We start from the raw sequence: 13802 nt of genomic DNA, 5'->3' as shown, positions 1-13802 counted from the left end.
CACAAGACCCGGGGCGGCGGAATTCCGCCGCCCCTTCCCTTCTTTTTTTATTTACGATCGTGAGGTTTATCATGTCAGTCAATCAAAAGGCCACCGGCTTTCTGGCCGAGTTCCGCAAGTTCATTGCCCGGGGCAATGTCATGGACCTGGCGGTGGGCGTCATCATCGGCGGCGCCTTCAAGTCCATTGCCGACTCCCTGTCCAACGACCTGCTCATGCCGCTGCTGGGTCTGCTGACCCCCAGCGGACTCTCCCTCTCCGGCTGGACCATCGGTCCGGTGGCCGTGGGACATTTTCTGGACACGGTGCTCAGCTTTCTCATCACCGCCTTTGCGCTGTTCTGCCTGATCAAGGCCCTGAATGTGTTCCACCGGAAAAAGGAGGAGGCCCCTGCCGCTCCCCCCGCTCCCCCCGCTCCCTCCAAAGAGGAAATCCTGCTCACCGAGATCCGTGATTTGCTGAAGGAGAGATCGTAATGCCGGACGACAAGATCCCCGGGGAGAACAAGCCCACCTATACCCCCGCCTCCCCCATTAAGCGTGCCCTGGCCTGGATGGGCATTGTCTATATGGTCATCCTGGTCCTTCTCACCACCTATAATCTGGCCACGGGGGAGCCGCTCCACGGTATCCCTGGCATCCTGCTCTTCCCCGCCTGCGGCGGACTCTCCGCCATCTCTTTTCTGAAATACCGCGCCGAGAAGCGTCTGCCCATGCTCCTCCTGGCCGGGCTAGCCGCCGTGGCCTGCCTGGTCAATCTGGTGCTGGGTGTGACCGCTCTCCTGGGCGCACTGGGAGGTTGAGCCCATGAAAGAACAAATTCAAGCGGGGCTGTCCGCCCTGGATCTTCTGGACCGGGTGCCCGCCCAGGCTCCGGACCAGCTGGCCGAATACGGTCGGCTCCTGCTGGAAAAGAATCAGGTCATGAACCTAACCGCCATCACCGACCCCGACCAGGTGGTCAAGCTCCACATGCTGGACTGTGCCGCTCTCCTCACCTGCGCCGACTTTGCGGACAAGCGCCTCGTCGACGTGGGCACCGGAGCCGGTTTTCCCGGCATGGTGCTCAAGATCCTGGTCCCATCTCTGGATGTGGTGCTGCTGGACAGCCTGAATAAGCGACTGGACTGGCTGGGAGAGGTGGCCCAGACCCTGGGGCTCTCCGGCATCCAGACCCTCCACGCCCGGGCCGAGGAGCAGGCCCTCCAGCCCGGCTGGCGGGACAGCTTTGACCTGGTGACCTCCCGGGCGGTGGCATCCCTGGAGCTGCTCAGCGAGCTGTGCCTTCCCTATGTGAAGGTGGGCGGACAGTTCCTGGCCATGAAGGCCGTGGACTGTGAAGAGGAGCTCTCCCGCGCCGCGGCGGGGATTGCCAAGCTGGGCGGGACCCTGCGCCCCAGCCAGGACTATTCCATCCCCGGCACGGAAGTCACCCACCGTCTGGTGCGTGTGGACAAGACTTCCCCCACCCCAAAGGGGTATCCCAGAAGATGGGCCAAAATACAGAAATCGCCAATAAGATAAAGAAATTCTAAAAAATGGTTTCATTTTTTCTGATTTGCACAAATTCAGAGGGAAAGACCATTGTATTTTCCGCCATTTTATGATACATTAGACTAGCGAAAAGGGAGGCAACCCCATGTCAACTGCAATCGCGATCACCTCCGGCAAGGGTGGGACGGGCAAGACCTCACTCACCGGCGGCGTGGCCTCCTGCCTGGCCGCCCTGGGACACAAGGTTTTGTGCATCGATATGGACATCGGACTGCGCAATCTGGACCTTTCCCTGGGGATGAGCGACCGCGCCCTGATGGACTTTACCGATGTGGTATCCGGCCGCACGACGCTGGAAAAGGCAGCGGTGGCCCACCCGGTCATCCAGGGCCTCTATCTTCTCACCGCGCCGCTGACCCAGCCCCGGGATGTGATCACTGAGGAAAAACTGCGCGCCTTCCTGGCGCAGGCCAAGGCTTCCTACGACTATGTGCTGATGGACGCCCCCGCCGGTCTGGGCGGCGGGTTCCGTATGTCGGTCTGCGGCGCGGACCGGGCGCTGGTGGTCTCCACCACCGACGCCTCCGCCCTGCGGGACGCCCAGCGCACCGTGGGAGAGCTGAGCCGTTCCATCCGTTCCCTGCATCTGGTGGTCAACCGGGTGCAGCCCAAGCTGCTCCGGCAGCTGCGCACGACCATTGACGACGCCATGGACGCCGCCGGTCTGCCCCTTTTGGGCGTCGTGCCCGAGGACCCTCAGGTCATGCTGGCCGCCAACCGGGGCCAGCCCCTCATCCTGATGGCCCGCTACGGCGCCGCCCGGGCCTATCTCAACATTGCCCGCCGCCTGACCGGCGAGCGCGTCCCGCTGATGCGGATCCGGTAAGCCGGTCCGCCCCTGTATTTCTCAACACGAGAGGAGTCCTGTTATGAATATCGCCCTGATGAGCCATGACCGCAAGAAAGAGCTGATGGTGCAGTTCTGCATCGCTTACTGCGGCATCCTGTCCAAGCACACCCTGTGCGCCACCAACACCACCGGACGGCTGGTGGCCGAGGCCACGGGTCTGCCGGTCAATCTCTTCCTGTCCCACACCCACGGCGGCAGCCAGCAGATCGGCGCCCGTATCGCCTACAATGAGATCGACATGGTGCTCTTCTTCTCCGATCCCCAGTCCACCGATCTGGAGGCCGATCTCAACTATATCACCCGCCTGTGCGACCAGTACAACATCCCCTTCGCCACCAACGTGGCCACCGCCGAGATGCTGATCCACGGTCTGGAGCGGGGCGATCTGGACTGGAGAGATATCATCAACCCCAAGACCAAACCTTTTACCGCCTAAGTGCAGCCGGGCCGTCTCTCGCGGCCCGGTTTTCCACATTATGCGCTCTTTTTGTGGAAAACATTTCGCTTTTCAGAGAGGAGGCACCCCTATGGACCCCAAAAAGCGATACCGTCTCTCCGCCCTGGGCGTGGGGATTGGGTTTCTGGCCCTGGGCTGGATGAACCTCTCCCTCCACAGCGAGGTGGAAAACCTCTCCCGCCGGGTCAGTGACTATCAGGAGAATGTGACCCACTGGAACCAGGAATTCAGCCGCTCCCTCTCCAACCAGGAGACCACCATCCGGGACGCCCTGGCGTCCGAGGCCAGCCTCTTTACCGGCGTGGAGACCGTGCTGGACGACCAGGACGGCGGCCTGGTCCTGACGGTCTCTCTCATCCCCAAGGAGTTTTCCCCCGGAGATACCGCCCTCCTCGCCTTGGACACCGGGGAGAGCATCTCTCTGACCTACCAGGAGAACGGGCGGCTCACCGGCGCCCTCCCCTGCTCTCTGCGGCGGGAGCTCAAGCCGTCGGTGACCCTCCTGCGGGGGGAGACACGCTATTCCGAGGCACTTCCCACCCTCTCCAGCGATACGCTCTACCTCAGCGGGGATTGCAGCATGGGGCCGGAGGACACCACCCTTCCCACCCGGATGGACCTGAACCTCTACCCCGCTGATTCCACCCTCACCCTCTCCACCCTGGAGGTGGAGGTCCGCGCTGTCCATCCCACGGACGAAACTCTGCCCGGTGAGCTGCTGTCCTCCTTCCCCGCGTCCAGGCAGTCCGACGGGAGCTGGCAGGCTGATCTGAGCTCCTTTTCCGGGGACGGGCAGGAGGAGCCTCTCCTCTACTGGATCGCCGGGCGCAGCGACGGCGGTCTGGAGCTGCGCAGCTCCTACTCCGCCAGTGAGGTGGTCTTCTCTTCGGACAACAGCTTCTCCTATGCCTACGGTTCCTTTAATCTTGTCCCGGTTTTTCCGGAGGATAGTTGACTTTTTCCCCGGTTTGGGATACTATTGAGGGGCATGACCGCTATGACGGGGCAAGTACCGCGGACACCGCCGGACAGAGAGGCGCGCCTTTGGGCTGCAAGCGCGCCACGGCAAGGAACACGGGAGACGGCCCTACCAGCGGGCCCGGAGACGGGCGCGGTCCCCTTCCCGCACCAGTGAAGGCCAGAGGGCGGAGGTTTCTCTCTCCGCTGAACATGGGTGGCACCACGGAAGCAGACGCTTTCGTCCCATAGGAGATGGGACGAAAGCGTTTTTTTATCCTCCCGCTCCCAATACGGATATCCCGTCACATCCACTATCCTTCTATAAAGGAGAAATCACTATGGCTCAAATCAAACCCCGCACCCTTTCCGGTTTTATGGAGCTGCTGCCCGCCCGGCAGGTCCAGTTTGACCGGATGGTGGAGACCCTGCGCAAGACCTATTCCCTCTACGGCTTCACCCCCCTGGACACTCCCGCCATCGAGGCCAGCGAGGTGCTGCTGGCCAAGGGCGGCGGCGAGACCGAGAAGCAGATCTACCGCTTCACCAAGGGAGACAGCGACCTCTCCCTGCGCTTTGACCTGACCGTCCCCCTGGCCAAGTATGTGGCCCTCCACACCGGGGACCTGACCTTCCCCTTCCGCCGCTTCCAGATCGGCAAGGTTTACCGGGGCGAGCGTGCCCAGCGGGGCCGCTTCCGGGAGTTCTATCAGGCCGACATCGACGTCATCGGCGACGGCTCCCTGGACATCATCAACGAGGCGGAGATCCCCTCCATCATCTACAAGACCTTTACCGCCCTGGGCCTCAAGCGCTTCCAGATCCGGGTGAACAACCGCAAGGTCCTGAACGGTCTCTTTGAGATCCTGGGCCTGAAGGAGCAGGCCGGGGACGTGATGCGCACCATCGACAAGCTGGAGAAGATCGGCCCCGAGAAGGTCAAGGAGCTGCTGGTGAACGAGTTCTCCGTCCCCGCCGCCACCGCCGATCAGCTGCTGGAGCTCCTCTCCACCGCCGATCCCATGGCCGCCCTCAACGCCCTCAAGGGGCAGAACGAGCTCTTTGACCGGGGCGTGGAGGAGCTCTCCACCGTGGTGAATTATATGTCTGCCTTCGGCGTCCCCGCGGAAAACTATCAGGTGGACCTGACCATCGCCCGCGGCCTGGACTACTACACCGGCACCGTCTACGAGACCGCCATGCTGGACCACCCGGAGATCGGCTCCATCTGCTCCGGCGGCCGGTATGATAACCTGGCGGAATATTACACCAACAAACAACTCCCCGGCGTGGGCATCTCCATCGGCCTGACCCGGCTCTTCTTCGTGCTGGAGGACCAGAAGTACCTGAACGACGACCTGCTCACTGCCCCCGCCGACGTGCTGGTGCTGCCCATGACGCAGGACCTCTCCCCCGCCATTGCCCTGGCCACCCAGCTGCGGGAGGCGGGCATCCGCACCCAGCTCTACACCGAGAACAAGAAGTTCAAGCAGAAGATCGGCTACGCCGACAAGCTGGGCATTCCCTATGTCATCTTCCTGGGCGAGGATGAGGTGAAGGAGGGCAAGGCCGCCGTCAAGGACATGGCCACCGGCGAGCAGCTCACCCAGAGCGTGGAGGAGGCCATCGACCGCATCCGTGCGGGTCTGGCCCAGCGGGCTGAGGGCACCCCCATCCGGGATCCCCACAACTGATGTTTGGGGTCTATCCCTCAAATTTTCAAGCCAGTTAGTTATATTTCTTTTCTATATTACGATTTGGAGTTGATTTTATGACACAGAACCGCACGCATACCTGCGGCGAGCTCCGCATGGAGCATGTGGGCCAGACCGTTACCCTGGCCGGTTTCCTGGAGAATGTCCGTGAGGTGGGCCAGAACTTCGCCTTCCTGGTCCTGCGGGATTTCTACGGCACCACCCAGGTGGTCATCGAGACCGAGGACATGATGAACGTGGTCAAGCCCCTCAACAAGGAGTCCACCATCCGGGTCACCGGCGTGGTGCGGGAGCGTGACTCCAAGAACCCCAAGCTCCCCACCGGCGACATCGAGGTGGTCCCCACCGAGATCAAGGTGCTGGGCCGCTGCCGCCACAACGAGCTCCCCTTCCAGATCAACCGCAGCCGGGAGGCCGATGAGACCGCCCGCCTGAAGTACCGCTACCTGGACCTGCGCAACCCCGCCGTGAAGCAGAACATCATCCTGCGCTCCAACGTGGTGGCCGCCCTCCGCGCCTCCATGATCGACCACGGCTTCATGGAGATCACCACCCCCATCCTCACCGCTTCTTCGCCGGAAGGAGCCAGAGACTATCTGGTGCCCAGCCGGAAGCACCCTGGCAAGTTCTACGCTCTCCCCCAGGCTCCTCAGCAGTTCAAGCAGCTGCTGATGGCCTCCGGCTTCGATAAGTATTTCCAGATCGCTCCCTGCTTCCGGGATGAGGATGCCCGCGGCGACCGCTCCCCCGGCGAGTTCTACCAGCTGGATATGGAGATGGCCTTCGCCGATCAGGAGGACGTGTTCGCCGTGCTGGAGGACGTGCTTCCCCCCATCTTCGCCAAGTACGGCACCTACAACGTGGCCTCCTCCGCTCCCTTCCAGCGCATCCCCTACCTGGAGGCCATGGAGAAGTACGGCACCGACAAGCCCGACCTGCGCATCGACCTGACCGTTCAGGATGCCACCGAGGTCCTGGCCGGCTGCGGCTTCGGTCCCTTTGAGGGCAACACCGTCAAGGCCGTGCCCGTCACCAACTTCACCGCCACCCGCAAGCAGATCGACAAGCTCTGCGCCGACGTGGAGGTCCAGTCCGGTCAGAAGGCCTACTGGTTCCGCCTGGACGAGAAGGGCGAGATCGTGGGCGGCATCGCCAAGTTCGTCCAGCCCATCAAGGACGCCGTCATTGCCGCGCTGAACCTTCAGCCCAACACCTTCGTGGGCCTGACCGCCGGCAAGAAGCTCACCGCCCAGAAGACCGCCGGCGTCCTGCTCAAGCAGGTGGCCGCCCTGGCCCCCGAGCACTTCGACAAGGAGCGCTATGAGTTCTGCTGGATCGTGGACTTCCCCATGTACGAGATGGGCGAGGAGTCCGGCGAGCTGGAGTTCTGCCACAACCCCTTCTCCATGCCCAACGGCGGACTGGAGATCCTGAAGCAGGCCGCCGCCGGTGAAGTGGACCCCCTTACCATCACCGCCTTCCAGTACGACCTGGTGTGCAACGGCGTGGAGCTCTCCTCCGGCGCCGTGCGGAACCACGATCCTGAGATCATGATCGAGGCCTTCCAGCTGGTCCGTCTGGGCGAGGACGACGTGAAGGCCAAGTTCCCCGCCATGTACAACGCCTTCACCTACGGTGCGCCCCCCCATGCGGGCATCGCCCCCGGCGTGGACCGCATGGTCATGCTGCTGGCCGGTGAGGACTCCATCCGGGAGATTATCCCCTTCCCCATGAACAAGAACGCCCAGGACCTGATGATGGGCGCCCCCTCCTTCGTGGAGCCCAAGCAGCTGGATGAGCTGAACATCGTCTGCACCAAGAAGGAAGAAGAGACCGCTGAATAAAACAACACTGGCGCCTGCGGATTACTCCGCGGGCGCCGGTTTTTTGTATGGGCCAACTCTCGGAACGCGCCTGCCCGGCGAGGGCACCGCTTTCTTTTCCGCAAGAAAGCGGTGGGAAAGAACGGGCCGGGGGCTTCCGCAAATGCCAGACCAAACCCTTTCCGCAGGGGTAAAAACCACCCCGGAAGGGGGTACACGCCTCGTGGACGCTGGTCTGCCGTCACCGCCGGGGGTGCACTGAGGGGGAGGTCCGGAGGGGGAAGCGCCCTCGTTCCCCCTCCGGCGTTTTCTTTCCCTCCTCTTTCTTTTCGAAAAGAAAGAGGAGTTCCCGCCGAACAGGCGCGCTCCCCCGCCGGGCAGGCGCGCCGCCTCATTTTGCATATCTCTGAACAAAATTTTTTAGATTCCAGACAAACTCCCCCATCTTGTGACCTGATTCGCACAAAAACACAAGAATAAGGGGTTGACGGGAAGGACAAAACAGTGTAAACTACTCTTTGTAACCAATTTGTAATCTTTTGATACCAGTTTGTGTCCTGCACAACGACGATAAAAGGGAGGTCCTTCCCATGGACGAGTTATTACAGCAGCCCCGCGCCCCGCGGCGCGAGGGCTTTTCTGCGGCCGATGCGGCCGCCCTTCCCCGCCGCCTGCGGGATTCCGCCTTTGCGCGGGCAGAGCGTTTCCTGCAGGAGAACTCCGCCGCGGTGCGCCGGGTAGATCAGGCCCTGGCCTGGATGCGCTCCTTCAACCCGCTGATCTTCCTGGCTGCCGCCACTCTGATGGGCGTGGCCGGCGTGCTCGCCACCGTCTATGTTCCCAGCTATCAGGTGCTGGTGGACGGTCAGGCCATCGGCGTGGTCGCCACCAAGAGCGACTTTGAGGGCGCGGTGGATCGGGTGGAGGCCCGGGCCACTGAGATCTTGGGTCATACATATGTGATGGACGGCGAGGTGGAGTATCGCTTCGCTCTCTCCGAGCGGGACAGCATCCCCCCCGCCACCACCCTGGAGCCCTATCTGCTGGACCGGATCGGCGACGTGATGAAGAGCTACGTCCTCTCGGTCAACGGCCAGGTGGTGGGCGCGGCCGAGGATCAGTCCACTCTTACCGCTCTCCTGGATTCCATCCAGGCTACCTATGAGGACGAGAATACCATCTCCTCCAAGTTTGTGGATCAGGTCAACATCACCCGGGAGTACATCTCCGCCGATGTGGAGCAGGATGTGGCCGACATCCAGGCCACCCTCACCTCCAACACCAACGGCGAGACCACCTATGAGGTGCAGGCCGGAGATACCTTCATGGCGCTGGCCTTTGACAACGGCATGACCATGAAGGAGCTGGAGGCCCTCAACCCCGGCATTGATGTCAACAAGCTCATGATCGGTCAGGTCCTCAACATCAAGGAGGAGATCCCCTTCCTCTCGGTGGAGACGGTGGATGCGGTGACCTATACCGAGTCCATTGCCGCCCCCGTGCGCGAGGTGGAGGACAGCTCTATGTATGAGGGAGACACCAAGGTCCTCTCCGCCGGTTCGGCCGGCACCCAGCAGGTCTCCGCCAACGTTACCTATATCAACGGCAAGGAGACCGCCCGGGAGGTCACCAACACCACTGTTCTCACCCAGCCCACCGAGAAGGTCGTGGCGGTGGGCACCAAGGAGCGTCCCTCCTGGCTGCCCAAGGGCTATTTCATCTGGCCCACTTACGGCAACGTCACTTCCGGCTACGGCTACCGCTCCATCTTTGGTTCTTACAGCTTCCACCGGGGCATTGACATCGCTGTCCCCTACGGCACCTCCATTGCTGCCGCCGACGGCGGAACGGTCATCTACTCCGGCTGGCAGGGCACTTACGGCAAATTGGTCATCATTGACCACGGCGACGGCCGCCAGTCCTACTACGGCCACAACTCCAGCCTTCTGGTCAATGTGGGCGACAAGGTCTATCAGGGTCAGACCATCGCCAAGGCCGGCTCCACCGGACGCTCTACCGGCAATCACTGCCACTTCGAGGTCCATGTGAACGGCAGCCTGGTCAACCCCTATAACTATCTCCCCTGATGAAGCAAACAGCGCCCCCGCTCCGATCGGAGCGGGGGCGCTGTCTATTTTAACGTCCGTTCTCCTCCCGCTTGAGGCGCTGGAGGTAACGCTTTTTTTTATGGGTATACCACACGCAGTTGACCACATTCCCCAGGATCAGGATGTTTCCGCACAGGTAGAGCCACACCAGCAGAATGATCACCGAGGCCAGGGACCCGTAGACCAGGGAGTAGCGGGAGGACATGCCGATAAACCAGGAAAAGAGCGCCGATGCTCCCACCAGTGCCACAGCCGCTAGAAAGGCCCCCCGCAGCACCGGTGGGCGGGGTTTTCCGATGGGGGCGGACATCCGGTAGACCAGGGAGATGAATACCATCACCAGACAGAAGAGCAGCAGGAACCGCAGCCACTGCCAGGTCCAGGGCAGACACAATTCCTCCAGACGCAGCAGCCGGGCAATGAGCTGGAAAAGCCACTCCCCGGTGAGGACCACCACGATGGAGAGGTAGATGGTAATGAGCATCAGCACGGAAAAGACCACGCTGGCCACGATCTGCCGAATCCCCTGGTAGCTGCGCCGGTCATAGATGTCATCCATAATGTTCATCAGGGACCGGAAGGCGGCCGAAGCGGCAAACAGGGTGGTCATGATCCCCGCCACCAGCAGGCCCCTGGACTGATTGATGCTGATATAGGCGAGATAGTCGGCCAGGATACTCAGGCTCTCCCGGGGCAGCAGTTCGTCCGCCGCCTGGAGCACCGCTCCGATATCCAGATGGAGCAGGCCGATAAAGGCGTTGACACAGATCAGAATGGGAAAAAAGGTCAGGATCAGAAAATAGGCCAGCTCAGCCGCAGACCGGGAGATCCGCTTGCTGAAGTAGATGTCCACGATCTCATGCAGAAAGCGCACCAGCGGCCAGTTGAGCACTTGCTTCACACACATACCCCCTTTTCGTCCGCACCACTCCACCTATCTTTCCCCGCTCTTGGGCGGGATAGAACGTATTGCGCCCTGTTCGACGGAATTTGACAAAAAAACCGCCTGCAATGCAGACGGTTTTTTCAGACCACAAATCAATTAGGCCAGCTTGTTCAGCTTGATGGTCATAGCGCTCTTCTTGCGGGCGCCGTTGTTCTTATGCAGCAGACCATGCAGCACGGCCTTGTCGACGGCCTTGACAGCCACCTTGTAAGCGCTATCGGCCTCGCTGCGGTTGCCTTCGGCCACCGCGGCCTCAAACTTCTTGATGTCGGTCTTCAGCGCGGACTTAGCGGTCTTGTTCTGCATGGCCTTGGTCTTGTTCACCAGGACACGCTTCTTGGCAGACTTGATATTCGGCAAACCAAACACCTCCTCCGATGACGATTCGCACAGTTCACCCGTGCAGATTTATATTTTAGCAGGCAATTGGGAAAAATGCAACTAGTAAATTGAATTTTTTTCGGAAAATTTTAGGCCGTAGTCCCCTTTCCGGTTTTATTGGGAACGGAATAGGGATAAAACACCAGATATAGGGGGAAGGCATATGTTACAGCGACGGACCGACCTAGCCGTGGAGGCCCACGACCTCTGGAAAGAGAGCGCCGCCCGGGAGACTGCGCTTCCGGGCGTGCGGGCCCGGGACGACACCCGGGAGGGCTACCCGGTCACCCGGGTGGAGATCCTGGACCATCAAGGGGCCCGGGCCCTGGGCAAGCCCGAGGGGCAATATGTGACTCTGGAGCTCTCCGGCCTGGAGCGGCGGGAACCGGAGGCCCTCCCCCGGGCGGTGCGGGCCATCGCGGCGGAACTGACCGCCCTGCTGGGCTCCCTGCCCGCTCAGGCGCCGGTGCTGGTGGTGGGACTGGGCAACCGGGCCATCACCCCCGACGCCATCGGCCCCAAAACAGTGGAGCACACCCTGGTCACCCGCCATCTGGTCTCGGGTGCGCCGGAGCACTTTGCCGCTTTCCGCCCGGTGGCCGCCCTGGCGGCCGGCGTGCTGGGCACCACTGGCGTGGAGAGCGGCGAGCTGGCCCGGGCAGTGGCCGAGCGCATCCGCCCCTCCTGCATCATCGCGGTGGACGCGCTGGCCTCCCGGAGCCTAAAGCGAGTGTGCCGGACCGTCCAGCTCTCCGACACCGGTATCTCCCCCGGCTCCGGGGTAGGCAATCACCGGCACGCCCTGGACCGCTCCACGCTGGGGGTGCCTGTGCTGGCGGTGGGCGTGCCCACCGTGGTAGATGCCGCCACCCTGGCCGCCGACGTGCTCTCCGAGGCCGGGGGCGCCAATCTGGATCCGGAGGCCCTTATGGGCGCCGGGGATGGGCTCATCGTCACCCCCAAGGACATCGACGCCCAGATGGCCGATCTCTCCAAGGTACTGGGATATGCCATCACCCTAGCTCTCCAGCCCCATCTCACCCTGGAGGATGCCGAGCTCTTGCTCAGTTAATCCCCATTTCTCCAAAAACAGCCCCGTTTTCCGGCTTGACGGCCTGAAAAAAAGGTGGTAGAATGTCCCCAACATCGAGCAAGGCATTGACCGGGAAGAGTACGCATGGTCCCGGCCCAAGAGAGAAGCCGTCTGGTGCGAGGCTTCCGAAGGGCTGTGCGGAAGGCGCCCGCGAGCCGCGGCCCCAACGGGAGAGTTCCCAAGTAGGCGCCGCCGGTCCCCCGCCGTTATTGGGTTTGAGTGCGGAGCGGTTTGCCGCTTCGAATTCAGGTGGAAACACGGACTTTGTTCGCCCTGAGCCGAAATCGGCTCAGGGCGTTTTTTCATCCGCCGCTTCCCCTCAAACCGTGCCGTCGGGGTCCCCCTTTCTTTCCCCAGAAACAACAAGCGAAGGAGTTTGATCTGTATGAAGAACACCGAAAAGACCATGGAAAAAATCGTCGCCCTGTGTAAGGGCCGCGGCTTTGTCTTTGCCGGCAGTGAGATCTACGGCGGCCTGGCCAACACCTGGGACTACGGCCCTCTGGGCGTGGAGCTCAAGAACAACGTGAAGAAGGCCTGGTGGAAGAAGTTTGTCCAGGAAAACCACTACAACGTGGGCCTGGACGCCGCCATCCTGATGAATCCCCAGGTGTGGGTGGCCTCCGGCCATGTGGGCGGCTTCTCCGATCCTCTGATGGACTGTAAGGAGTGCAAGGAGCGCTTCCGCGCCGACAAGGTCATCGAGGACTGGTGCGCCGAGCACGACTTTACCCTGCCCAAGCCGGTGGACGCCCTCTCCCAGGCCGAGATGAAGGCCTTCGTGGATGAGCACCAGATCCCCTGCCCCTCCTGCGGCAAGCACAACTGGACCGACATCCGCCAGTTCAACCTGATGTTCAAGACCTTCCAGGGCGTCACCGAGGATGCCAAGAACACCGTCTATCTCCGTCCCGAGACCGCCCAGGGCATCTTTGTCAACTTCCAGAACGTCCAGCGCACCACCCGTAAGAAGCTGCCCTTCGGCGTGTGCCAGGTGGGCAAGTCCTTCCGCAACGAGATCACCCCTGGCAACTTCACCTTCCGCACCCGTGAGTTCGAGCAGATGGAGCTGGAGTTCTTCTGCCAGCCCGGCACCGAGCTGGAGTGGTTCAACTACTGGAAGCAGTTCTGCCACCAGTGGCTGCTGGATCTGGGCATGAAGGACGAGAACCTGCGCCTGCGCGACCATGACCCGGAGGAGCTCTCCCACTACTCCAACGCCACCACCGACTTCGAGTTCGTCTTCCCCTTCGGCTGGGGCGAGCTGTGGGGCGTGGCCAGCCGCACCAACTTCGACCTGACCCAGCATCAGAACACCTCCGGCAAGGATATGACCTACTTCGACCAGGAGAAGAACGAGCACTATATCCCCTACGTCATCGAGCCCTCCCTGGGCGCCGACCGCGTGACTCTGGCCTTCCTCATCGACGCCTACGACGAGGAAGTGGTGGACGCCGCAAAGAACGATGTGCGCACCGTCCTGCGTCTCCATCCCGCTCTGGCCCCCTTCAAGTGCGCGGTGCTCCCCCTGTCCAAGAAGCTGGGCGACAAGGCCATGGAGATCCGCGATATGCTGGCCAAGGACTTTATGGTGGACTACGACGAGGCCGGCTCTATCGGCAAGCGCTACCGCCGTCAGGACGAGATCGGCACTCCCTTCTGTGTCACCGTGGACTTCCAGACCGTGGGCACCGAAACCGAGGAGGCCGACCACTGCGTCACCGTCCGCGACCGCGACACCATGGAGCAGGTGCGTATGCCCATCTCCGAGCTGAAGGCCTATCTGGCTGAGAAGATGGCGTTTTAAAAAGCTTTGAGCGGCCCCCCGCAGATCTCTGCGGGGGGCTTATTTTGCTTTTGAAATTCGGTCGCCTGCCCGGCGGGTGCGCTTTTGTTACCCTTTTGTTCTGGTTCTCTCC

At 61.8% G+C, this 13802-nt stretch carries 13 protein-coding genes and 1 other annotated feature; of the genes, 11 read left to right on the top strand and 2 right to left on the bottom strand.

Annotated elements, in window-relative coordinates; all coding sequences use genetic code 11:
* Window positions 1-71: 71 nt before the first annotated feature.
* From mscL to GPK94_RS15495, 9 genes are all read left to right on the top strand, one after another.
* Window positions 72-476, top strand: a complete 405-nt coding sequence (gene mscL, locus GPK94_RS15535; RefSeq protein ID WP_215656225.1) for a large conductance mechanosensitive channel protein MscL — start codon at window positions 72-74, stop codon at window positions 474-476.
* Window positions 476-802, top strand: a complete 327-nt coding sequence (locus GPK94_RS15530; RefSeq protein WP_215656224.1) for a hypothetical protein — start codon at window positions 476-478, stop codon at window positions 800-802. The genes mscL and GPK94_RS15530 overlap by 1 nt, the downstream gene beginning before the upstream one ends.
* 4 nt (window positions 803-806) lie before the next feature.
* Window positions 807-1523, top strand: coding sequence for a 16S rRNA (guanine(527)-N(7))-methyltransferase RsmG (gene rsmG, locus GPK94_RS15525; protein ID WP_215656223.1), 717 nt, complete (start codon window positions 807-809; stop codon window positions 1521-1523).
* 115 nt (window positions 1524-1638) lie between these two features.
* The gene (gene minD / locus GPK94_RS15520) at window positions 1639-2379 is read left to right on the top strand and encodes a septum site-determining protein MinD (RefSeq protein WP_101692593.1); all 741 of its coding nucleotides are present in this window, start codon (window positions 1639-1641) and stop codon (window positions 2377-2379) included.
* Between the two features lie 43 nt (window positions 2380-2422).
* The gene (locus tag GPK94_RS15515) at window positions 2423-2839 is read left to right on the top strand and encodes a methylglyoxal synthase (RefSeq protein WP_101692592.1); all 417 of its coding nucleotides are present in this window, start codon (window positions 2423-2425) and stop codon (window positions 2837-2839) included.
* Window positions 2840-2930: 91 nt separating this feature from the next.
* The gene (locus GPK94_RS15510; RefSeq protein WP_215656222.1) at window positions 2931-3815 is read left to right on the top strand and encodes a hypothetical protein; all 885 of its coding nucleotides are present in this window, start codon (window positions 2931-2933) and stop codon (window positions 3813-3815) included.
* 343 nt (window positions 3816-4158) lie between these two features.
* Window positions 4159-5511: a histidine--tRNA ligase gene (gene hisS / locus GPK94_RS15505; RefSeq protein ID WP_101692590.1), complete on the top strand. Its 1353-nt coding sequence runs from the start codon at window positions 4159-4161 to the stop codon at window positions 5509-5511.
* Between the two features lie 77 nt (window positions 5512-5588).
* Window positions 5589-7376 (top strand): aspartate--tRNA ligase, encoded by a 1788-nt coding sequence (gene aspS / locus GPK94_RS15500; protein WP_101692589.1) that lies wholly within the window; start codon window positions 5589-5591, stop codon window positions 7374-7376.
* A 569-nt stretch (window positions 7377-7945) separates the two neighbouring features.
* Window positions 7946-9442: a peptidoglycan DD-metalloendopeptidase family protein gene (locus tag GPK94_RS15495; RefSeq protein ID WP_215656221.1), complete on the top strand. Its 1497-nt coding sequence runs from the start codon at window positions 7946-7948 to the stop codon at window positions 9440-9442.
* A 49-nt stretch (window positions 9443-9491) separates the two neighbouring features.
* On the opposite strand, the gene GPK94_RS15490 is transcribed toward GPK94_RS15495, so the two are convergent.
* A complete protein-coding gene (locus GPK94_RS15490) occupies window positions 9492-10364 on the bottom strand; it encodes a YihY/virulence factor BrkB family protein (RefSeq protein WP_215656220.1) in 873 nt (290 codons plus the stop codon).
* Between the two features lie 141 nt (window positions 10365-10505).
* Window positions 10506-10769 (bottom strand): 30S ribosomal protein S20, encoded by a 264-nt coding sequence (gene rpsT, locus GPK94_RS15485; protein ID WP_101692587.1) that lies wholly within the window; start codon window positions 10767-10769, stop codon window positions 10506-10508.
* A gap of 184 nt (window positions 10770-10953) precedes the next feature.
* On the opposite strand from rpsT, the gene gpr reads away from it, so the two are divergent.
* Window positions 10954-11862, top strand: coding sequence for a GPR endopeptidase (gpr, locus tag GPK94_RS15480; RefSeq protein ID WP_215656219.1), 909 nt, complete (start codon window positions 10954-10956; stop codon window positions 11860-11862).
* Window positions 11863-11939: 77 nt separating this feature from the next.
* Window positions 11940-12162, top strand: a binding site (T-box leader).
* 106 nt (window positions 12163-12268) lie between these two features.
* Window positions 12269-13690, top strand: coding sequence for a glycine--tRNA ligase (locus tag GPK94_RS15475; protein WP_215656218.1), 1422 nt, complete (start codon window positions 12269-12271; stop codon window positions 13688-13690).
* Window positions 13691-13802: the final 112 nt, after the last annotated feature.

The organism is Pseudoflavonifractor sp. MCC625 (genome assembly GCF_018784545.1).
Taxonomy (GTDB): domain Bacteria; phylum Bacillota; class Clostridia; order Oscillospirales; family Oscillospiraceae; genus Pseudoflavonifractor_A; species Pseudoflavonifractor_A gallinarum.
Note: the sequence above shows the minus strand (reverse complement) of the source record. Positions and strands in the feature narration are given on the sequence as shown.